This window comes from Streptomyces sp. NPDC049837 (genome assembly GCF_040674455.1).
In the GTDB taxonomy this organism is placed as follows: domain Bacteria; phylum Actinomycetota; class Actinomycetes; order Streptomycetales; family Streptomycetaceae; genus Streptomyces.
Genome location: NZ_JBFAMP010000004.1, coordinates 597,915 through 619,087 on the forward strand (window position 1 = coordinate 597,915; position 21,173 = coordinate 619,087).

Sequence of the window (21,173 nt, forward strand, 5' to 3'; positions counted from 1 at the left end):
AGGACAACGGAGAAGACAGGGAAGAGGGGGCGGAGATCATGGCCGGATCCATCACATCCGACCGGGCGCCGGCCGTCGAGGGGCGGCGGGCCGGACCGCTGATCGTCACCGAGGACGCGGAGCTGCTCGACGACCTGCTGCGGCTGTGCGCCGCGGCGGGCGCGCACCCGGAGGTGTACCACTCGGTGCCCGAGCGCGGCACATGCTGGGAGACCGCGCCGCTGGTGCTGGTGGGCGACGACGCGGCCGCCCGGTGCCGGGGTGCGGCACGGCGGCGTGGCGTGCTGCTCGTCGGACATGACCAGGACGATCCCGGTGTGTGGCGGCGGGCGGTGGAGATCGGGGCGGACTGTGTGCTGCGGCTGCCCGACGCCGAGAGCTGGCTCGTCGACCGGATCGCCGACGTGGTCGAGGGCGCGGGGCGGCAGGCGCTGACCGTCGGGGTGATCGGCGGGCGCGGTGGCGCGGGGGCCTCGACGCTGGCCTGCGCGCTGGCCCTCACGGCGGCGCGCGACGGCCGGCGGACGATGCTCGTGGACGGTGACCCGCTGGGCGGAGGGCTCGACGTCCTGCTGGGCGGCGAGCAGGCGGAGGGGCTGCGGTGGCCGGATCTCGCCGCTTCCAAGGGGCGGGTCGCCGGTGGGGCGCTGGAGGAGTCCCTGCCTTCTCTGCGCGGGCTCCGGGTGCTGAGCTGGGACCGCGGCGACGCGGTGACGATCCGGCCGGAGGCGATGCGGTCGGTGCTGGCGGCGGCGCGCAGACGCGGTGGCGTGGTGGTCGTGGACCTGCCGCGCCGGGTGGACGACGCCACGGCCGAGGCGCTGGCGCAGTTGGACCTCGGACTGCTGGTCGTGCCTGCCGAACTGCGCGCCGTCGCAGGCGCCAAGAGGGTGGCGTCCATGGTGGGCATGGTGCTGCGGGACCTCCGCGTGGTGGTGCGCGGTCCGTACGCGGCCGGGGTCGACGACCGGTGGATCGCGGAGGTGCTCGGCCTGCCGCTCGTGGGGGAACTGCCGCTGGAGCCAAGCCTGTTGGCCGATCTGGACGCGGGCGCCCCGCCGGGAGACAGCGCGCGGGGGCCCCTGGGCCGGTTCTGCGCGGCGTTCTGGGAGCGGGCGCTCGCCGGGGAGAGTGCGTCGTGACGGCCGCGCTGCTGGAGGCGGTCCGCCAACGGCTCGTGGAGAGCGGCACGGAGCCGACCCCGGCCGGTGTGGCGGCGGCGCTGCGGGCGCAGGGCAGGTTGCTGGGCGACACGGAAGTGCTGGGCGCGGCCGAGGAGTTGCGCTGCGAACTGGTGGGGACCGGCCCGCTGGAGCCGTTGCTCGCGGATCCGGCGGTGACGGACGTGCTGGTGTCGGAGCCGGACCGGGTGTGGGTGGACCGGGGCGCCGGGCTGGAGTTGTCGGGCGTGGCGTTCCGGGACGCGGCGGCGGTGCGCAGGCTGGCGCAGCGGCTGGCGGCGGTGGCGGGACGGCGGCTGGACGACGCCCGGCCGTGGGTGGACGCACGGCTGCCGGACGGGACGCGGATGCACGCGGTGCTGCCACCGGTGGCGGTCGGCTCGACCTGCCTGTCGCTGCGGGTGGTGCGTCCGCGCGCCTTCTCCCTGGGCGAGTTGACGGCGGCGGGGACGGTGCCGCCGGGCGGGGAGGAAGTGCTGCGGGCGCTGGTGGAGGCCCGGGTGTCGTATCTGATCAGCGGCGGTACGGGGTCGGGGAAGACGACGCTGCTTTCCACGCTGCTGGGGCTGGTCGGTGAGCGCGAGCGGATCGTCCTGGCCGAGGACTCGGCCGAGTTGCGGCCCGATCACCCCCACGTGGTGCGGCTGGAGGCCCGGCCGCCGAACCAGGAGGGCGCGGGCCTGGTGACCCTGCGGGACCTGGTGCGCCAGGCGCTGCGGATGCGCCCCGACCGGCTGGTGGTGGGCGAGGTGCGCGGCCCCGAGGTCGCGGATCTGCTGGCCGCGTTGAACACCGGCCACGAGGGCGGCTGCGGGACGGTCCACGCCAACACCGCCGCCGATGTGCCGGCCCGCCTTGAGGCCCTCGGGACGGCCGCCGGGCTCGACCGGGCGGCGCTGCACAGCCAGGTGGCCGCCGGGCTGTCGGCGGTGGTCCATCTCGCGAGAGACCGGGCGGGACGACGCCGGATCGCCGAGGTGCATGTGCTGGAACGGGACGTGCGGGGGCTCGTCGTCACGGTTCCCGCACTGCGTTGGGGCGCCGAGGGGATCCGGCACGAGCGGGGCTGGGACCGGCTGCGGTCGCTGATCGGGGGTGCGCCGTGGTGACGGGACAGCCGCTGTACGCGGCGGTGTGCGCGGGTGCGGCGGCCTGGCTCCTGCTGGACCGGGAGCGAGGGCCGCGACGGGCGCGGCTGCTGTTCGCGGGCGTCGGCGGGACGGCGGTCCCGGACCGGTGGTCCTGGCGGCGGTGGGCGCCGGTGGTGCGGTTACGGCGGGAGTGGCTGTGCCTGGTGGTGGGGGTGGTCCTGGCGCTGCTGGGCCGGTCGGTGCTGCCGCTCGTCGCGGGGGCGTGCGCGGTGCCGCTGGTGGGACGGCGGCTGCGGGCCCGGGAGGGTGCCCGGGCGCGGGAGCGGCGGGCGGACGCGGTGATCGCGCTGTGCGGTGCCGTCGCGGGTGACCTGCGCGCCGGGTGGCAGCCCGGGCAGGCGCTGCTCTGGGCGGCGCGCGGCACCGGGGCGCTGGGCGGCGAGGAGGCGGCGGTCCTGGCGGCGGCGCGGTTCGGGGGCGATGTGCCCGAGGCGCTGCGGCGAGCCGCGCGGGAGGACGGCGCGGACGGCCTGGCGGGTCTGGCGGCCTGCTGGCAGGTGGCCGTGGACGGCGGGGCCGGCCTCGCGGCGGGACTGGACCGGCTGGAGACGGCGCTACGGGAGCGGCGGGACCAGCGGGAGCGGCTGAGGGCCCAGATGGCGGGTGCCTGGGCGACGGTGGGGTTGCTGGCGGCGCTGCCGGTCGTGGCGCTCGCGATGGGCTGGGCGCTCGGCGCCGATCCGCTGCGGGTGCTCCTGCACACTCCGGCCGGCCTGGGCTGTCTGGCCGTCGGCGGGCTCCTGGAGGGCCTCGGCCTGTGGTGGGCCGGGCGCGTCGTACGGGCCGGGGAGGAGCCGTGAGCGGACAGCTCGTGGAGGCGGCGGTGGCCCTGGTGGCCGGTGCGATGTGGGTGGCCTGGACGGTGGTGGCGCGCCGACGGGAGCGCCGGGTACGGCGACGGGGCGCGGCCCTGCTGGGGGCCGGGCACGAGCGGCGCCTGGCCTGGCGGCCGGAGTACGGGGCGTGGGTGCGGCGATGGGCGGCGCCCGCCGGGGCGGTGATCTGCGGCTGGGTGCTGGTCGGCGGGATCGCCGGGTGCGTGGTGGGCGTCGTGGCCGCGTACGGCGTGCGGAGGTGGCAGCGGCGCCAGCGTCCGGCCGGGTACGAGGACGGCGAGGCCGCGCGTGGGCTCCCCCTCGCGGCGGACCTGCTGGCCGCGTGCCTCGCTGCCGGTGCGGGGCCGCGCGAGGCGGCGGAGGCCGTCGGGGCGTCGCTGGGCGGCCCGGTCGGCGGCGGGCTGGCCAGGGCGGCGGCCGAGCTGCGGCTGGGCGGCGAACCGAGCGAGGCGTGGGGCCGGTTCGGCGAGATACCGGCCGCCGGGCCGCTGGCGAGGTGCCTGGAGCGGGCGAGTGCCTCGGGTGCTCCGGCGGCCGAAGCGGTCTCCCGGCTGGCCGCCGGTCTGCGGGCCGAACAGGCGCGGCGGGCCACGGCCCGCGCGCAGCGGGCACAGGTGCTGATCACCGCACCGGTGGGGCTCTGCTTCCTGCCCGCGTTCCTCGCCGTCGGCGTGGCGCCGGTGGTCATCGCGCTGGCGGGCGAGCTGTTGTGACGGGCCGACACCTCAGTAATGGACATCTCGACATCTCAATGGGGGTTGTGGCATGTGGAATCTGATGACGAAGGCCCTGGCGGCACGGGTGCGCTGGGTGCGGGGGCGTGGGGACGCGGGGATGACGACCGCCGAGTACGCCATGGGAACACTGGCGGCGGTCGCCTTCGCGGCCGTGCTCTACAAGATCGTCACGAGCGACGTCGTGTCGGGCGGGCTGGAGTCGGTGATCGGGAGGGCGCTCAATGCCCAGTTCTGACGCCGCCGGTGACCGTGGGTCGGTGACGGCCGAGGCGGCGGCGGTCCTGCCGGCACTCGTGCTGTTCACGATGGCGCTCGTGTGGGCGCTGATGGCGGCCGCCGCGCAGATCCAGTGCGTGGACGCCGCGCGGGCCGGGGCGCGGGCTGCGGCCCGTTCCGAGCCGCGTGAGCAGGCGGTGGCGGCGGCCCGCTCGGCCGCGCCGGGCGGCGCCCGGGTGGCGGTCGAGCGCGCCGGGGACCTCTGGCGCGTCCGGGTGGAGGCCCCCGCGCCAGGCCCCGGCCCCCTCGCCCTCACCCTCCACGCGGAGGCGGCCGCACTGGCCGAGGACACCGTGGGGGTGACGCCATGAGGGCCGGGGGTGGCGGCGTGGACCGGGGCGTGGACCCCGGCTGGGGCGGCGGTGCGGGCCCCAGCATGGGTGCCCGTTCGGGTGCCGGCTCGGGCGGAGGGGTGGGCCCCGGCTCGGGCGTCCGCTCCTGTCGCGGTCCGGGGCGGTGGTCGGATCGGGGGGTGGCGACGGTATGGGCGGCGATGGCGGGCATGGTGCTGTGCGCGGTCTTCGCGGCGGTCCTCGCCCTGGGGCAGGCGGTGGCCGCGCGGCACCGGGCGGGCGGCGCAGCGGACCTGGCGGCGCTCGCGGCGGCGGACCGGGCGCTGTGGGGCGCGGCCGACGCGTGCGAGGCGGCGGGCCGGGTGGCACGGGCCCAGGGCGCGGAAGTCGTGCGCTGCACGGTGCGCGGCGAGATCGCGGACGTGACGGCGCGGGCCCGGTTCGGGCCGTACGCGCCCGGGGTCAGGGCGCGGGCGGGGCCTCCTGGGGCGCTTCCGGTGCTCCCCGCAGCAGTTCCGTGAGCAGGCGGACGGCGCCCCGCTTGTGCAGGGGGTCGTTGCCGTTGCCGCACTTGGGCGACTGGACGCAGGAGGGGCAGCCGGCCTCGCACTCGCAGGACGCGATGGCGTCGCGGGTCGCGGTGAGCCACTCCCGGGCGGTGTGGAAGGCGCGCTCGGCGAACCCGGCGCCGCCCGGATGGCCGTCGTACACGAAGACCGTCGGCAGCAGGGTGTCCGGGTGGAGCGGGACGGACACGCCGCCGATGTCCCAGCGGTCGCAGGTGGCGAAGAGCGGCAGCAGTCCGATGGACGCGTGCTCGGCGGCGTGCAGGGCGCCGCCCAACTGCTCCGGGTTCACCCGTGCGGCGTCCAGTTGGTCCTCGGTGACGGTCCACCACACGGCGCGGGTGCGCAGGGTGCGCGGCGGCAGGTCGAGTTTGGTCTCGCCGAGCACCTCCCCGGTGATCAGGCGGCGGCGGAGGAAGGAGACGACCTGGTTGGTGACCTCGACGGACCCGTAGCACAGGCGTCCGTCGCCCCAGGGGACCTCGGTGTCGGTCTCGAGTACGGAGATGGCGGTGGTGTCGCGGGCGGTGGTGGAGTACGGCGGGTTGGCCTCCTCGACGAGGGCGACGGAGTCCTTGAGGTCGAGCTCCTTGACCAGATAGGTGCGGCCCATGTGGAGGTGGACGGCGCCCTCGTGGACGGCGGCGTGGGCGGCCGACTCGTCGACCGTGCCGAGCAGCCGGCCCGTGCCGGCCTCGACGATCTGAACGGGGCTGCCGCCCTCGCCCCGGATGTCGGTGAGGTCGGCGGCGCGTTCCCGGCGGGTCCAGTACCAGCCGGACGCGCGCCGCCGCAGCAGGCCGGCCGACTCGAGCTGGGGCAGCAGCTCCGGGGCGGCCGGGCCGAACAGGGCCAGGTCGGCATCGGTGAGAGGGTGTTCCGCGGCCGCCGCGCACAGGTGAGGGGCGAGGACGTACGGGTTGTCGGGGTCCAGGACGGTCGACTCCACCGGCTGGCGGAACAGTGCGTCCGGGTGGTGGACGAGGAACGTGTCCAGCGGGTCGTCACGGGCCACGAGGACTGCCAGCGCCCCCTGACCGGAGCGTCCCGCGCGGCCCGCCTGCTGCCACAGCGAGGCCCGGGTGCCCGGATAGCCGGCGATCACCACGGCGTCCAGGCCCGACACGTCGATGCCCAGCTCCAGGGCGGTCGTCGCGGCCAGCCCGAGGAGTTCGCCCGAGTGCAGGGCCCGCTCCAGGGCCCGGCGCTCCTCGGGCAGGTAGCCGCCCCGGTAGGCGGCGACCCGCTTGGGCAGCGAGCGGTCGACCTCCGCGAGGCGTTCCTTGGCGATGACCGAGATCAGCTCGGCACCGCGCCGGGAGCGTACGAAGGCGACCGAGCGGACGCCCTGGACGGTCAGGTCCGTCAGGAGGTCGGCGGTCTCGGCGGTGGCGGTGCGGCGTACGGGGGCGCCCTGCTCGCCCTGGAGTTCGGTGAGCGGCGGCTCCCACAGGGCGAAGACCAGCTCCCCGCGCGGGGAGGCGTCGTCGGCGACCTCACGGACGGGCAGGCCGGTCAGCCGCCCGGCGGCGAGGGCCGGCTGGGCGGCGGTGGCGGAGGCGAGGAGGAACACGGGCGAGGAGCCGTAGCGGGCGCAGACGCGGCGCAGGCGGCGCAGCACCTGGGCGACGTGGGAGCCGAAGACTCCCCGGTAGGTGTGGCACTCGTCGATGACGACATAGCGCAGGGCGCGCAGGAAGGACGACCAGCGCGGGTGGGAGGGGAGTACCCCCCGGTGGAGCATGTCGGGGTTGGTCAGTACGTAATTGGCGTACTGACGGACCCACTCGCGCTCCTCGACGGGCGTGTCGCCGTCGTACACGGCGGGCCGGATCCGGTTGCCCAGTGGGGCGGCGAGCGCCTTCACCGAGCGCCGCTGGTCGGCTGCGAGGGCCTTGGTGGGGGCGAGGTAGAGGGCGGTGGTGCCCCGACCGTTGGGTGCCTCGGACCCGTCCAGCAGAGTGGACAGGACCGGCGCGAGGTAGGCGAGGGACTTGCCGGACGCGGTACCGGTGGCGATCACGACCGACTCGCCGTCCAGCGCGTGCTCGGCGGCGGCCGCCTGGTGCGCCCAGGGGTGCTCGATGCCCGCCGTTTGGATGGCGTTGATCACTTCTGGACGGATGCGATCGGGCCAGACTGCATGGCGACCCGCTCTTGGGGGCAGGTGCTCCGTATGAGTGATGCGCGCAGCCCGGTTCGCCCTTGCGGCGAGCCGGTCGAGGACCGTACCGGGGGAGGGGCGGGTGTCCCCGCTCTCGGGAGGTCGACTGGGGCTGTGATTCATGGCCATCGGCACCGAGTGTGTCACCGGCCTGACGGACAATGCTCCCAAGGCGTCGTGCATGGCTGCTGGTAAGTGATTGAATGCCATCGCGGCTGGCGATCCGTCCCCTGGCTCCGTCCGGAGAATCCGAGGGGCGACCGCTCGATAGCAAGGTGCTGGAGGATCCGTGGACCTGTCCCTGTCGACTCGCAATGTGTCCGGCCCTGGTGGCGACCGTACGGTCGTCGAGGTCGGTGGCGAGATTGATGTGTATACCGCGCCCAAGCTGCGCGAGCAGTTGGTCGAGTTGGTGAATGACGGCAGCTACCACCTGGTTGTCGACATGGAGGGCGTGGACTTCCTCGACTCGACCGGCCTCGGCGTGCTGGTGGGCGGCCTGAAGCGCGTGCGCGCGCATGAGGGCTCGCTGCGCCTGGTCTGCAACCAGGAGCGCATTCTCAAGATCTTCCGGATCACCGGTCTGACCAAGGTGTTCCCGATCCACACCACGGTCGACGAGGCCGTCGCGGCCACCGACTGAGTCGTCACGACCGAGTCGGTTCGCCGCACCGGTGGGCCGCCCTCGGACGGCCGCCGTCCGGGGTTCGGCGCTGTTCGGCGCGCCCCGGTCCCGGCGCCGTTCGTCTCCGGCGCGCCCGGCTCGTCCGGCTCGCCCGGCTCGCGCCCGGCTCGCCCGGCACCGCGCCGGGTACGGTCCGGGTCCGCGCCGGGCCGTTCGGGACCGGCGCTCCGGGCGTTCCCGGCCCGGCTCGCTCGGGTCCCGCCCGGCGGGCGACGGGACGGCGACCGGAAGCGCGACCGGGTCGGGCGACCAAGCGGTCGACCGGGTCGGCGCGGCCGGTCAGCCGACCGGTGCTCGGCCGGTCAGCGGACCGGTGAGCCGGGTCGGCCACCACGGCCGGGCTCCGGGCCGCCGTAGGCACCCGGTGTCGGCCGTAGGCGACCGGTACCGACCGGTCCGACCGCGCCGGCCGGCTCGGGACCGGAGAACTGAAGGATCCGGGAGGAAGAGCAGGGTGCCGGGCGTCCAGCCCGGTCCTCTGAGAGGCACGCTCGCACGTCCGAGGGGGACCGCATGGCCACCGTTGAACTCCGCTTCAGCGCCCAGCCCGAGCACGTCAGGACCGCCCGTCTCGTGGCGGCCGCCGTGGCGCGCCGGGCCGGGGTCGATGAAGCCGTGCTGGACGAGGTCAGGCTCGCCGTCGGCGAGGCGTGCTCGCGCGCCGTCGGGCTGCACCGCAGCAACAACGTGACCTCCCCGGTCCGGGTCGTGCTGACCGAGGAGGAGAAGACGTTCTCCATCGAGGTCGGTGACGAGGTCCCGGGCGCGGGCGTCGCGGCGGCCGACGCCGCCGGGGTGCCGGGCAGCCGTGACGCGGCCCCGGCCGAGGAGTTCGACGACGCGGAGGGCGAGGACGAGATGGGCCTCGCGGTCATCACCGGGCTCGTGGACGACGTCGAGGTGTCGGCCGGTGAGGCGGGTGGCGTCATCCGGATGACATGGCCGACGAATCCCACCGCCGTGGTGACCTGACCATCGAACCGGTGAAATGAAAAGGCCCTGCTGAGCAGGGCCTTTTCTCATTTCCTAGATCGTCCCGCCGGGCGTCAATGGTTTAAAGTCATTACTGCTTTCGAGTGGATTCCTTGCAACGTGCATTTGCCGACTGGCAAGCGAAGGTCAATTCTGTTCTACGGCGCTCTGTTTTGATCAGGTTCTGCTCCCTACAATCCGTCCACGTCTTGAGCTCTTCTGACGTCAAGGAGGACGAATGGCGGGGCTCTTCACCACTCAAGTGTCCGACCACCCGACTTCTCTCGCGGCCGCGGTTCTCACCGATGACAACCGGATCATCGTGGTCGTCATCGCGGCCGTGGCCCTGGCCGCCCTGATCGTGGCCCAGCTCCTGGTACGCCAGGTACTGGCGGCCGGTGAGGGCACCGCTGCCATGAAGAAGATCGCGGCTGCCGTCCAGGAAGGCGCGAACGCCTATCTGGCCCGTCAGTTGCGAACCCTCGGCATCTTCGCGGTCGTCGTGTTCTTCCTGCTCATGCTGCTGCCCGCGGACGACTGGTCGCAGCGCGCCGGACGATCACTGTTCTTCCTGGTGGGCGCCCTTTTCTCGGCGGTCACCGGTTACATCGGCATGCGGCTCGCGGTGCGGGCCAATGTGCGTGTGGCGGCAGCCGCGCGTGAGGCGACTCCGGCACCCGGAGAGCCGCAAAAGGATCTGACGACCGTCTCGCACAAGGCGATGAAGATCGCTTTCCGTACGGGTGGCGTCGTGGGCATGTTCACGGTGGGGCTCGGCCTGCTCGGCGCGTCCTGCGTGGTCCTCGTGTACGCGGCCGACGCGCCCAAGGTGCTGGAAGGTTTCGGCTTGGGCGCCGCGCTGATCGCCATGTTCATGCGTGTCGGCGGCGGCATCTTCACCAAGGCCGCCGACGTAGGCGCCGACCTGGTCGGCAAGGTCGAGCAGGGCATCCCCGAGGATGACCCCCGCAACGCCGCCACCATCGCCGACAACGTCGGTGACAACGTCGGCGACTGCGCGGGCATGGCCGCCGACCTCTTCGAGTCGTACGCCGTGACACTGGTCGCCGCGCTGATCCTCGGCAAGGCGGCGTTCGGAGACCTCGGTCTCGCCTTCCCCCTGATCGTGCCGGCGATCGGCGTGGTCACCGCGATGATCGGAATCTTCGCGGTCGCCCCGCGGCGCGCCGACCGCAGTGGGATGACAGCCATTAACCGAGGGTTCTTCATCTCCGCAGTGGTCTCGCTCGCGCTGGTGGCCGTGGCGGTCTTCGTCTACCTGCCCTCCTCGTACGCCTCCCTCGAAGGCGTCACCGAGGCCGCCATCCGGGCGCACGGCGGAGACCCGCGCATCCTCGCGCTCGTCGCGGTCGCCATCGGCATCGTGCTGGCCGCGCTGATCCAGCAGCTCACCGGCTACTTCACCGAGACCAGCCGCCGCCCGGTCAGGGACATCGGAAAGTCCTCCAGGACCGGGCCTGCCACCGTCATCCTCGCCGGTATCTCCATCGGCCTGGAGTCCGCCGTCTACACCGCGTTGCTGATCGGTCTCTCGGTGTACGGGGCGTTCCTGCTCGGCGGTACGTCGATCACCCTGGCGCTGTTCGCCGTGGCCCTGGCCGGCACCGGACTGCTCACCACGGTCGGCGTCATCGTCGCCATGGACACCTTCGGCCCGGTCTCCGACAACGCCCAGGGCATCGCCGAGATGTCCGGCGACGTGCAGGGCGCCGGGGCGCAGGTCCTCACCGACCTCGACGCCGTCGGCAACACCACCAAGGCCATCACCAAGGGCATCGCCATCGCCACGGCCGTACTGGCGGCGGCCGCGCTCTTCGGCTCGTACCGGGACGCGATCGCCACGGCCGTGCGCGAGGTGGGGGCCAGGGCGGCGGAGATGAATCTGACCATGGACATCTCCCAGCCCAACAACCTGGTCGGGCTGATCCTCGGTGCCGCGGTCGTCTTCCTCTTCTCCGGGCTGGCGATCAACGCGGTGTCGCGGTCGGCCGGAGCGGTGGTCTACGAGGTGCGCCGGCAGTTCCGCGAGCACCCCGGGATCATGGACTACAGCGAGAAGCCGGAGTACGGGCGCGTCGTCGACATCTGCACCAAGGACGCCCTGCGTGAACTGGCCACGCCCGGTCTGCTCGCCGTCATGGCGCCCATCGCCGTCGGGTTCACGTTCGGGGTGGGCGCCCTCGGCTCGTTCCTCGCGGGTGCCATCGGCGCCGGCACCCTGATGGCCGTCTTCCTCGCCAACTCCGGAGGCGCCTGGGACAACGCCAAGAAGCTCGTCGAGGACGGCCACTACGGCGGCAAGGGCAGCGAGGCGCACGCGGCCACCGTCATCGGCGACACGGTCGGCGACCCGTTCAAGGACACCGCCGGACCGGCGATCAACCCGCTGCTGAAGGTGATGAACCTGGTGGCGCTCCTGATCGCGCCCGCCGTCGTCCAGTTCAGCTACGGCGACGACGCCAGCGCGGGCGTACGGGCGGTGGTGGCGACGCTCGCGATCCTCATCATCATCGGTGCCGTGTACGTGTCGAAGAGGCGTACGGTCGCCATGGGTGACGAGGACAACAACACCGCCGGGCGGGTCACCAGCAAGGCGGCGACCTTGTAGACCGGCGCCGGACCGGCTCGGAACCGGTGCGGACCCGGCGTAACACCTGCTCAGGGAACGGGCGGACGGGGCGTGCTGACGCTCCGTCCGCCCGTTCGGCGCACGGGCGGTGAGAGCCTTCTCTCTCCCGTTTCTCTCTTGATGCAAATGGTTGTAAAAGCGTACGGAACGGTCACATGGCGCGCGAATGTAGCCCACTTGGCGTGTATGTTCCGGGGCCGAGAGCCTTGGAAGGGACCAAACCGGTGAACAAGAAGCTTGCGGTCGCACTGTCCGGCGGTGCGGTACTGGTGCTCGCGCTGTCGGGCTGCGGCGACGACGACGGCGGCGACAACAAGGTGGACGCCTGGGCCAAGAAGGTCTGCGACCAGGCGCAGCCGCAGATCCAGAAGAGGGCCAACGCCCAGCAGGCCATCATCTCGACGGCGGCGGACGGCAAGCCCGCCGACATCCAGGCGGCCGACTCGAAGGCCTTCCAGGACATCGCCGACGCGGACAAGGCGCTCGCCAAGGCCGTGCAGGACGCCGGCGTACCGCCCGTCGACAACGGCGAGAAGCTCCAGCAGGACGCGGTCAAGGAGCTCAACGCCACGGCCGTGGCGTACGAGGGCCTCAAGAAGCAGGTCGACGCGCTCGACCCGAAGAACCAGCAGAAGTTCGCGGACGGGCTGCAAGGCGTCGCGGACGGGCTGAAGAGGATCGAGAAGATGGACCAGGACGCGCTGGCCAAGCTCCAGTCCGGCGAGCTGGGCCAGGCGATGGCCAAGCAGCCCGGCTGCCGCAGGGCCGAGGCGACGGTCTCGCCGACCATCCCGCCGGCCAAGCCGGGCCCGGACGCGGCCGCTTCGGCGTCCGCCGGGGCTTCGGCACCGGCCCGCGCGTCGGCTTCCGTCGCGGCTTCCGCTTCGGCGAGCCAGGCCGCCCAGTAAGGCGTTCCGGCACTGACGCGGGACCGGCCCGGTTCCCCCACGGGGGCCGGGCCGCGCGTCGATTGTCAGTGGCGGCGGTCACAATGGGCAGGTGAGTACGTCCAGCCTTACCGCCAGCCTCCCGGTGCCCGACCGCGCCGACCGCCTCCGCGACGCCCTGCTCGCCGTCGGCTTCACCGCCGACGGCCTGCTCGAACTGCTCGGCGCACCCGCCTACGCGGCGCTCGCCCGCAGCGAGACGGTTCCCGCCCTGCGCGCCACCCGCGCGGACGGGCCGCTCGCCACGCTCGTCCGCCTCTTCCTCCTCCAGCGCCCCGTTCCGCACGAACGGGCGCGCGCGGCGCTGCCGCTGGACGAGGCGCTCGCCGACGGATGGGTGGTGGAGGAGGGCGGCGAGATCCGCGCCACCGTGGACGTCCGGCCGTACGGCGGGCCCGAGGGCCAGGACTGGTTCATCGTCTCCGACCTGGGCTGCGCCGTGGGCGGGGCGGCCGGGGCGAGCGGCCGCGGCGAGGGCGTGGTCCTCGGCGTGGGCGGCGCGTCGACCACGCTCGCCGGAATCACGGTCCGTACGCCCGTCGCCTCCGCCCTGGACGTCGGCACCGGCTCCGGCATCCAGGCGCTGCACGCCGCGCAGCACGCCACGCGCGTGACGGCGACGGATCTGAACCCCCGGGCGCTGGAGTTCGCCCGGCTGACGCTGGCGCTCTCCGGGGCGCCGGAGGCCGACCTGCGCACGGGTTCGCTGTTCGAGCCGGTGGCGTCGGAGACGTACGACCTGATCGTGTCGAACCCGCCATTCGTGATCTCCCCCCTGGCCTCCGGCCGGGACCCAGGCGCCCGGCTGACCTACCGGGACGGCGGGATGGGCGGGGACGATCTGTGCCGGTCGCTCGTCCAGCAGGCGGGGGAGCGGCTGAACGACGGGGGGTTCGCGCACTTCCTCGCCAACTGGCAGCACGTCGAGGGGGAGGACTGGCAGGAGCGGCTGCGCTCCTGGGTGCCGCGCGGGTGCGACGCCTGGATCGTGCAGCGCGAGGTCCAGGAGGTGACGCAGTACGCCGAGTTGTGGCTGCGGGACGCCGGGGACCACCTCCTGGCGGACCGGGAGGAGTACGCGGCGCGGTACGAGGCGTGGCTGGACGAGTTCGAGGCGCGCAAGACCAAGGCGGTCGGCTTCGGCTGGATCACGCTCCGCAAGTCCGGTGCGGATGAGCCGTCCATCGTCATCGAGGAGTGGCCGCACCCGGTGGAGCAGCCCCTCGGCGAGACGGTACGGGCGCACTTCGCGCGCCAGGACTACCTGCGGTCGCGCGACGACGCGGGGCTGCTGGCCGACCACTTCGTGCTGGCGCCGGAGGTGATGCAGGAACAGGTCGGGCTGCCCGGCGCGGAGGACCCCGAGCACGTGGTGCTGCGGCAGAACCGGGGTATGCGCCGCGCCACCAAGGTGGACGCCGTCGGCGCGGGCTTCGCCGGCGTCTGCGACGGCACGCTCAGCGCGGGGCGGATCCTGGACGCCATCGCCCAGCTCATGGGCGAGGACCCGGTGCTGCTTCGGGACCGTACGCCGCAGGCGATCCGGCTGCTGGTGGAGGAAGGCTTCCTGGAGCCGGCGCGGGGCGCCTGAAGGCGCGGGAGACCGTGAAGGGCGCCCGCCCCGGGACGCGCAAAGAAATGGGAGCCTGTCCCGGGCGTGCATGAAGGGGATCCCCGCCACAGGCCCTGACGGCGGGAGGCGAAACCGGCCAACATCCACTTCTCGCAGCGGCCCGCCGGTTTCCCACCACCGGCACCCGCCTCCCCCGGACCCGGCGCCGCGTGGGTGAACCCGCGGCGCGTCTCCCGTGCCGTTCACCCACAATTCGCGCCGACGACTCCCAGAGGTGTCAGCCTCGCCCTCGGGGCAACCCAGAGGATCACCGAGGAACGGGGTACGGGCATGGAGAGCGGACCGGCCATCTTCGCCGGGGCGGCGTTCACGCTGTTCGGGGCGGGACTGCTGCTGTGGACCGGGACACGCGCGCTGCACCGGGCGCCGGTCGCGCACGGGGTGAGCCCGGTCGCGGCGATGACGTTCGCGGTCTCGCTGGGAGCGGCCTTCGTGATCCTCGGGGTGTGGTGCTTCGGCCGCGTCTGAGCCTGGTCCGAGCCGCGTCCGAGCCTGGTCCGAGCCGCGTCCGAGCCTGGTCCGGGCCGCATCCGGGCCTGGTCCGGGCCTCGACCGAGCCGCGTCCGAGGGCACGGCGGAATGGGGGGCTCCGTGTTCTGAGGGGAGTCCGGGCGGCAGGAATGCCCGGAGTCGGGTTACCGTTCGAGTGGCCGTTGCGGTCTTTTGCCGTTTGACACGGGGGCGGGTTGTACCGTCACACTCCGCAGCGACAGCAGCGTAAACAGCGCGAGCAGTGTCAGAGCACAGCGTCACAGCAGTGCGCAAGGAGTGCACGCGGTGCGACCACACCGCGCGGCACGCGCCACCGAGCGTCGACCGGAGAGAAGAGCGAAGTTGTCCCCGACCAGCGAGACCGCACAGGGCGGCCGCCGACTCGTCATCGTCGAGTCGCCTGCCAAGGCGAAGACGATCAAGGGCTACCTCGGCCCCGGCTACGTCGTCGAGGCGAGCGTCGGGCACATCCGCGACCTCCCCAACGGCGCCGCCGAGGTGCCCGAGAAGTACACCGGCGAGGTGCGCCGCCTCGGGGTGGACGTCGAGCATGACTTCCAGCCCATCTACGTCGTCAACGCCGACAAGAAGGCCCAGGTCAGGAAGCTGAAGGAGCAGCTCGCCGAGTCCGACGAGCTCTTCCTCGCCACCGATGAGGACCGCGAGGGCGAGGCCATCGCGTGGCACCTGCTGGAGGTCCTCAAGCCCAAGGTCCCGGTCCACCGGATGGTGTTCCACGAGATCACCAAGGACGCCATCCAGGCCGCCGTCGCCAACCCGCGCGAGCTGAACAAGCGCATGGTCGACGCCCAGGAGACCCGCCGGATCCTCGACCGCCTCTACGGCTACGAGGTCTCGCCGGTCCTGTGGAAGAAGGTCATGCCCCGGCTGTCCGCCGGCCGGGTCCAGTCCGTCGCCACCCGCCTCGTCGTCGAGCGGGAGCGCGAGCGCATCGCGTTCCGCTCCGCCGAGTACTGGGACCTGACCGGCACGTTCGCCACCGGCCGCACCGGTGACGCCTCCGACCCGTCGAACCTCATCGCCCGCCTGGCCACGGTCGACGGCCGGCGCGTCGCCCAGGGCCGTGACTTCGGCCCGGACGGGCGCCTGAAGCCGTCCTCGGGCCAGGTGCTGCACCTGGACGAGGCGAACGCCCGCGCCCTGGCCGCCGCGCTCGCCGACGCGTCGTTCAGCGTCCGGTCCGTCGAGTCGAAGCCGTACCGCCGCTCCCCGTACGCGCCCTTCCGCACCACCACCCTCCAGCAGGAGGCCAGCCGCAAGCTCGGCTTCGGTGCCAAGGCGACGATGCAGATCGCGCAGAAGCTGTACGAGAACGGCTTCATCACGTACATGCGTACGGACTCGACCATCCTGTCCGACACCGCCGTCGCGGCGGCCCGGGCCCAGGTCACGCAGCTCTACGGCGCCGACTACCTGCCCGACACGCCGCGCGTGTACGCCGGCAAGGTCAAGAACGCGCAGGAGGCGCACGAGGCGATCCGTCCCTCGGGTGATCGTTTCCGCACGCCCGCCGAGACGGGACTGACCGGCGACCAGTTCAAGCTGTACGAGCTCATCTGGAAGCGGACCGTCGCCTCCCAGATGAAGGACGCCGTCGGAAACTCCGTCACCGTCAAGATCGGCGGCCGGGCGAGCGACGGCCGCGACGCCGAATTCTCCGCGTCCGGCAAGACGATCACCTTCCACGGCTTCATGAAGGCGTACGTCGAGGGCGCCGACGACCCGAACGCCGAGCTCGACGACCGCGAGCGCCGGCTGCCGCAGGTCGCCCAGGGCGACGCGCTGACCGCCGAGGAGATCACGGCGGACGGCCACGCCACCAAGCCGCCGGCCCGCTACACCGAGGCCTCGCTGGTCAAGGAGCTGGAAGAGCGCGAGATCGGCCGCCCGTCGACGTACGCGTCGATCATCGGCACGATCCTGGACCGCGGCTACGTCTTCAAGAAGGGCACGGCCCTCGTCCCGTCCTTCCTGTCCTTCGCCGTCGTCAACCTGCTGGAGAAGCACTTCGGCCGGCTCGTCGACTACGACTTCACCGCGAAGATGGAGGACGACCTCGACCGCATCGCGCGCGGCGAGGCGCAGGCCGTGCCGTGGCTGAAGCGTTTCTACTTCGGCGAGGGCGACGCGACGGTCGCCGCGGGCGGTGCCGCCGAGGCCGGCAACGGCGACGGCGACCACCTCGGCGGTCTGAAGGAGCTGGTCACCGACCTGGGCGCGATCGACGCCCGGGAGATCTCCTCCTTCCCGGTCGGCAACGGCATCGTGCTGCGTGTCGGCCGTTACGGCCCGTACATCGAGCGCGGCGAGAAGGACGCTGAGGGCCACCAGCGCGCCGACGTGCCGGAGGACCTGGCGCCCGACGAGCTGACGGTCGAGCTCGCGGAGGAGCTGCTGGCCAAGCCGAGCGGCGACTTCGAGCTGGGCACGGACCCGGCGACGGGCCACCAGATCGTGGCCAAGGACGGCCGCTACGGCCCGTACGTCACGGAGATCCTGCCCGAGGGCACCCCGAAGACCGGCAAGAACGCGGTCAAGCCGCGCACGGCATCCCTCTTCAAGTCGATGTCCCTCGACACGGTGACCCTGGAGGACGCGCTGCGCCTGATGTCGCTGCCGCGCGTGGTGGGCACCGACGCCGAGGGCGTCGAGATCACCGCCCAGAACGGCCGCTACGGCCCGTACCTGAAGAAGGGCACGGACTCGCGGTCGCTGGAGAACGAGGAGCAGCTCTTCACCATCACGCTGGAGGAGGCTCTGGCGATCTACGCCCAGCCGAAGCAGCGTGGCCGCGCCGCCGCCAAGCCCCCGCTGAAGGAGCTGGGCACCGACCCGGTGAGCGAGCGTCCGGTCGTCGTCAAGGACGGCCGCTTCGGGCCGTACGTCACCGACGGCGAGACGAACGCCACGCTGCGGACCGGCGACAGCGTGGAGACGATCACGCCGGAGCGCGGGTACGAGCTGCTGGCGGAGAAGCGCGCGAAGGGCCCGGCGAAGAAGACGGCCAAGAAGGCGGCGGCCAAGAAGGCCCCGGCGAAGAAGACCGCCGCCAAGAAGACGGCGACGGCCAAGAAGACGGCCGCGAAGAAGACCACCACGGCGAAGAAGACGACGACTGCGAAGAAGGCCACGGCGAAGGCCACGGCCTCCAGGACGGCGACGTCAACCTCGTCGGAGGAGTGACCAGCCACTGACGGTCGACGACACCAGTACCGCCCCAGGGCCTCGCCCCGGGGCGGTACTGCTGGTCAGCCGTTTGTTCGGGCGGGGACGACTGGGTGTCAGTCGGTCCGGATAGGCTGATGGGATGACGCGAGCCGAGCAGCCAACGGTCTTGAGCCCCACCTCAGACTCCGACGCCGCACTTGCCGCAGACTCCCGCGAGCGCGCCGTACGGGCTCTGTTGCGCACCCCGCCGCTGAGGCGGCTGTGGAGCGCGCAGCTCGTCGGCGGGATCGGCGATGCCCTCGCCCTGCTCGTCCTGGTGCTGCTGGCCCTGCAGGCGGCGGTCGTCGAAGGCGCCTTCGGAGGCGGGTACCGCGGCGCGGCCTTCGCGGTCGCCGCCGTCTTCGGGGCACGGGTGCTGTCCACGCTCCTGTTCGGCGCCGTCCTGCTCGGCCCGCTGACCACGCTCACCGCCCCCAAGGGCCCCCTGGACCGGCGCTGGACCATGGTCGGCGCCGACGGCGTACGGGTCGTGCTGCTGGTCATCGCGCCGCTGTGGATCGACTGGACGCCCGACCAGGCCTTCGCGTTCCTTCTCGGCACCGCCTTCCTGGCCGGGGTCGCCGAGCGCTTCTGGACCGTCGCCAAGGAGGGCGCGGCCCCCGCGCTGCTGCCCGCCCCGCCCCTGGAGGGCGCCGCCGTACGGCCGCTGCCGGACCACATGGACGCGCTGCGGCGCCTGTCGCTGCGCACGGGCTTCGCCGCCGTCCCCGGCGCCGCCGCCGCGCTCCTCGTCGCCACGCTCATCGGGAACGTGCTGGGGACGGGCATCGACTGGTTCTCCGGCCACCAGGCGGCCCTCGGTTCGTACGTGGCGGCCGGACTGTTCGCCGCGTCCGTCTCCGTCCTGTACTTTCTGGAGCTGCCCGACGCCCAGACGCCGCGCCCCCGCTCCCCGCTGGAGGGCCTGCGCCGCCCGTCGACCGGCAACGGCGTCGACAAGGGGCGTACGGGAGCCATACCGCTGCTCGTGCTGGCCTGCGCCGCCGTCGCCGGAGCCGTCGCGTCCGCCGCCGCCGTCGCCGCCCTGCACGCCAGGGACCTCGGCGGGGGCCCCGTCGCGTTCGCGCTCCTGCTGCTGGCGCTGACCGGCGGCACGGGCCTCGGCATCCGCCGCGCCCCCTCCGTACTGCCCGCCCTCTCCCGGCGCCGCCTGCTGGCGCTCGCGACCGCCGTCATGGGCGTCGCGCTGCTCGCCCTCGGGCTGGTCCCCGACACGGCGACCGTGCTGTTCATCGCGCTCGGCGCGGGATTCGCGGCCGGTGTCGCCGCCAACACCGGGCACACCCTGCTCGACCAGGAGACGGAGGAGTACCGGCGGCCGCGGCTGACCGAGCACCTCCACGCCGTCGTACGGGTGTCCATCGCGCTCGGCGCGCTCGCCGCCCCGCTGCTGGCGGCCGCCATCGGCCCGCACCGGCTCGCCAGCGGCGACTTCGTCTTCGCCCACGGCGGCGCCGCCTTCACGCTGATGCTGGTCGGCGCCCTGCTGCTGCCCGTCGCGGCGCTGGTGCTGGCCAGGACGGACGACCGTTCCGGCGTGCCGCTGCGCCGCGATCTGCGGGACGCGCTGCGCGGCGGGGACCCGGCGCAGGCGCCGTCGAAGACCGGGTTCTTCATCGCCCTGGAGGGCGGCGACGGGGCCGGCAAGTCCACGCAGGTGGAGGCGCTGGCCGAGTGGATCCGCGCCAAGGGCCACGAGGTGGTCGTCACGCGCGAGCCGGGCGCCACACCGATCGGCAAGCGGCTGCGCTCCATCCTCCTCGACGTGTCGAGCGCCGGGTTGTCCAACCGCGCGGAGGCGCTGCTGTACGCCGCCGACCGCGCCGAGCACGTCGACTCGCTGGTCCGCCCGGCCCTGGAGCGGGGCGCCATCGTCATCTCCGACCGGTACATCGACTCGTCCGTCGCCTACCAGGGCGCGGGCCGCGACCTGTCGCCCACCGAGATCGCCCGCATCAACCGCTGGGCCACCGGCGGACTCGTACCCCACCTGACCGTCCTCCTCGACGTGTCGCCCGAGACCGCGCGGGAGCGGTTCACCGAGGCGCCGGACCGGCTGGAGTCCGAGCCGGCGGAGTTCCACCGGCGCGTACGGGCGGGCTTCCTCGCCCTCGCGGCGGCGGACCCCGGGCGGTACCTGGTGGTGGACGCGGGGCAGGAGCCGGAGTCCGTCACCACGGTCATCCGCCACCGGCTCGACCAGGTGCTGCCCCTCTCCGAGGCCGAGGTGAAGGCCATGGAGGAGGCGCGCAAGGCGGCCGAGGAGGAGGCCCGGCGCAAGGCCGAGGAAGAGGCGGCGCGCAAGGCCGAGGAGGAGCGCCTGGAGCGCGAGCGCCAGGAGCAGCTCGCCAAGCTGCGTGCCGAGGAGGAGGAGCGCAAGCGCCGCGAGGAGGAAGAGGCGCGGCAGCGCGAGGCCGAGCGGCAGGCCGAGGAGGCCAGGCGGCGGGCGGAGGAGGCGCGCCGGCTCGCCGAGGAGGAGCGGCGCCGCCGCGAGGCCGAGGAGAAGGCCCGCCGCGAGGAGCAGGAGCGGCTGCGCAAGCTCAAGGAGGAGCAGGAGCGGCTCCGCGCCGAGGCCGAGGCACGGCGCCTGGAGAAGCAGCGCAAGGCCGAGGAGGCCCTGCTGCGCGCCGAGGAGGCACGGCGGCGCGCCGAGGCGGCGGCCGCGGCGTCGGCGGCTGCGTCCGCGTCTGCCTCCGCGTCTGCCGCGGAGACCACGGTGCCGACTCCGGTCGTGAACCCGGACCAGGAGACCCAGGAGGTCCCGGCGCCGCGCGTCAACATGCGCAAGGACGACGACGAGACGGCTCTCCTTCCGCCCGTACGGGACACGGGCCCGGCGGCCGACGACGAGACGACGGTCCTGCGCGCAGTACGCGACAGCGGGCCTGCCGACACCGACGCGGCTGGCCCCGCCGACACCGCCGGTCCCACTGACCCCACGGCTCCCGCCGGTCCCACCGGCCCCGCCGACGAGACGGCGGTCCTGCCGCCCGTCCGGGACGCGGGCCCCGGCCCTGTCGGCCCCGCCGACGAGACCGCCGTCCTGCCGCCCGTGCGGGACGAGGGGCCCGCCGACCGCGTGCCGCCGGGGTTCTTCCGCGACGAGGAGCCCGGGCGCGCGGCCGTGGAGCGGACCCGGGAGCTGCCGCAGGTCGACGAGCAGGGCAGGCCCCGCCGCCGCTCGGACTGGGCGGAGGAGACCCCGCTGGACGACCTGCCGACGCTCGCCGACGAGCTGCTCGGCCCGCACGACGACGACGAGGACTACGGGGCCGGAGGCGGCCGCCGCCGCTGACGGGCGGCGGACCGGCGACCGTTGTCAGACCCCTGCCCCACAATGG

Annotated in this window: 16 protein-coding genes; 15 read left to right on the top strand and 1 reads right to left on the bottom strand. The window is 73.6% G+C overall.

The annotated features are described in order from the left end of the window. The first annotated feature begins 38 nt into the window (after nt 1–38). The 7 genes from ssd (at nt 39) to AB0J57_RS14270 (ending at nt 4,995) form a co-directional block, all read left to right on the top strand. Nucleotides 39–1,142, top strand: coding sequence for a septum site-determining protein Ssd (gene ssd / locus AB0J57_RS14240; RefSeq protein WP_366128367.1), 1,104 nt, complete (start codon nt 39–41; stop codon nt 1,140–1,142). Continuing rightward, on the top strand, nt 1,139–2,290 hold the full coding sequence (locus tag AB0J57_RS14245) for a TadA family conjugal transfer-associated ATPase (RefSeq protein ID WP_366128368.1): 1,152 nt from the start codon (nt 1,139–1,141) through the stop codon (nt 2,288–2,290). The genes ssd and AB0J57_RS14245 overlap by 4 nt, the downstream gene beginning before the upstream one ends. Further along, nucleotides 2,284–3,132 (top strand): type II secretion system F family protein, encoded by an 849-nt coding sequence (locus AB0J57_RS14250; RefSeq protein ID WP_366128369.1) that lies wholly within the window; start codon nt 2,284–2,286, stop codon nt 3,130–3,132. Before AB0J57_RS14245 ends, AB0J57_RS14250 begins: the two co-directional genes overlap by 7 nt. Before the next feature lie 44 nt (nt 3,133–3,176). Then, nucleotides 3,177–3,881, top strand: coding sequence for a type II secretion system F family protein (locus AB0J57_RS14255; protein WP_366128527.1), 705 nt, complete (start codon nt 3,177–3,179; stop codon nt 3,879–3,881). A 52-nt stretch (nt 3,882–3,933) separates the two neighbouring features. Continuing rightward, the gene (locus AB0J57_RS14260) at nt 3,934–4,140 is read left to right on the top strand and encodes a DUF4244 domain-containing protein (protein ID WP_366128370.1); all 207 of its coding nucleotides are present in this window, start codon (nt 3,934–3,936) and stop codon (nt 4,138–4,140) included. Further along, nucleotides 4,127–4,492 (top strand): TadE family type IV pilus minor pilin, encoded by a 366-nt coding sequence (locus tag AB0J57_RS14265; RefSeq protein WP_366128371.1) that lies wholly within the window; start codon nt 4,127–4,129, stop codon nt 4,490–4,492. The genes AB0J57_RS14260 and AB0J57_RS14265 overlap by 14 nt, the downstream gene beginning before the upstream one ends. 161 nt (nt 4,493–4,653) lie before the next feature. Further along, nucleotides 4,654–4,995, top strand: a complete 342-nt coding sequence (locus AB0J57_RS14270) for an Rv3654c family TadE-like protein (protein WP_366128372.1) — start codon at nt 4,654–4,656, stop codon at nt 4,993–4,995. Here the strand turns inward: AB0J57_RS14270 and AB0J57_RS14275 are convergent. Continuing rightward, nucleotides 4,937–7,414, bottom strand: a complete 2,478-nt coding sequence (locus AB0J57_RS14275) for a DEAD/DEAH box helicase (RefSeq protein ID WP_366128373.1) — start codon at nt 7,412–7,414, stop codon at nt 4,937–4,939. The genes AB0J57_RS14270 and AB0J57_RS14275 overlap by 59 nt on opposite strands. A 79-nt stretch (nt 7,415–7,493) precedes the next feature. Between AB0J57_RS14275 and AB0J57_RS14280 the strand changes: the two genes are divergently transcribed. The 8 genes from AB0J57_RS14280 (at nt 7,494) to tmk (ending at nt 21,127) form a co-directional block, all read left to right on the top strand. Further along, nucleotides 7,494–7,847, top strand: a complete 354-nt coding sequence (locus AB0J57_RS14280; RefSeq protein ID WP_003967428.1) for an STAS domain-containing protein — start codon at nt 7,494–7,496, stop codon at nt 7,845–7,847. 555 nt (nt 7,848–8,402) lie between these two features. Continuing rightward, nucleotides 8,403–8,861 (top strand): ATP-binding protein, encoded by a 459-nt coding sequence (locus AB0J57_RS14285; protein ID WP_366128374.1) that lies wholly within the window; start codon nt 8,403–8,405, stop codon nt 8,859–8,861. A 238-nt stretch (nt 8,862–9,099) separates the two neighbouring features. Then, on the top strand, nt 9,100–11,490 hold the full coding sequence (locus tag AB0J57_RS14290; RefSeq protein WP_366128375.1) for a sodium-translocating pyrophosphatase: 2,391 nt from the start codon (nt 9,100–9,102) through the stop codon (nt 11,488–11,490). A 245-nt stretch (nt 11,491–11,735) separates the two neighbouring features. Continuing rightward, nucleotides 11,736–12,419 carry a small secreted protein gene (locus AB0J57_RS14295; protein ID WP_366128376.1) on the top strand — a complete coding sequence of 228 codons (684 nt, stop codon included), beginning with the start codon at nt 11,736–11,738 and terminating at the stop codon, nt 12,417–12,419. Nucleotides 12,420–12,510: 91 nt separating this feature from the next. Next, the gene (locus tag AB0J57_RS14300) at nt 12,511–14,049 is read left to right on the top strand and encodes a class I SAM-dependent methyltransferase (protein WP_366128377.1); all 1,539 of its coding nucleotides are present in this window, start codon (nt 12,511–12,513) and stop codon (nt 14,047–14,049) included. A gap of 312 nt (nt 14,050–14,361) precedes the next feature. Beyond that, complete coding sequence (locus AB0J57_RS14305) at nt 14,362–14,559, top strand: hypothetical protein (RefSeq protein WP_366128378.1); 198 nt, start codon at nt 14,362–14,364, stop codon at nt 14,557–14,559. A gap of 366 nt (nt 14,560–14,925) precedes the next feature. Then, nucleotides 14,926–17,787 carry a type I DNA topoisomerase gene (topA, locus tag AB0J57_RS14310; protein ID WP_366128380.1) on the top strand — a complete coding sequence of 954 codons (2,862 nt, stop codon included), beginning with the start codon at nt 14,926–14,928 and terminating at the stop codon, nt 17,785–17,787. 124 nt (nt 17,788–17,911) lie between these two features. Then, entirely contained in the window at nt 17,912–21,127 is a 3,216-nt protein-coding gene (gene tmk, locus AB0J57_RS14315) for a dTMP kinase (RefSeq protein WP_366128381.1), read from the top strand. Nucleotides 21,128–21,173: the final 46 nt, after the last annotated feature.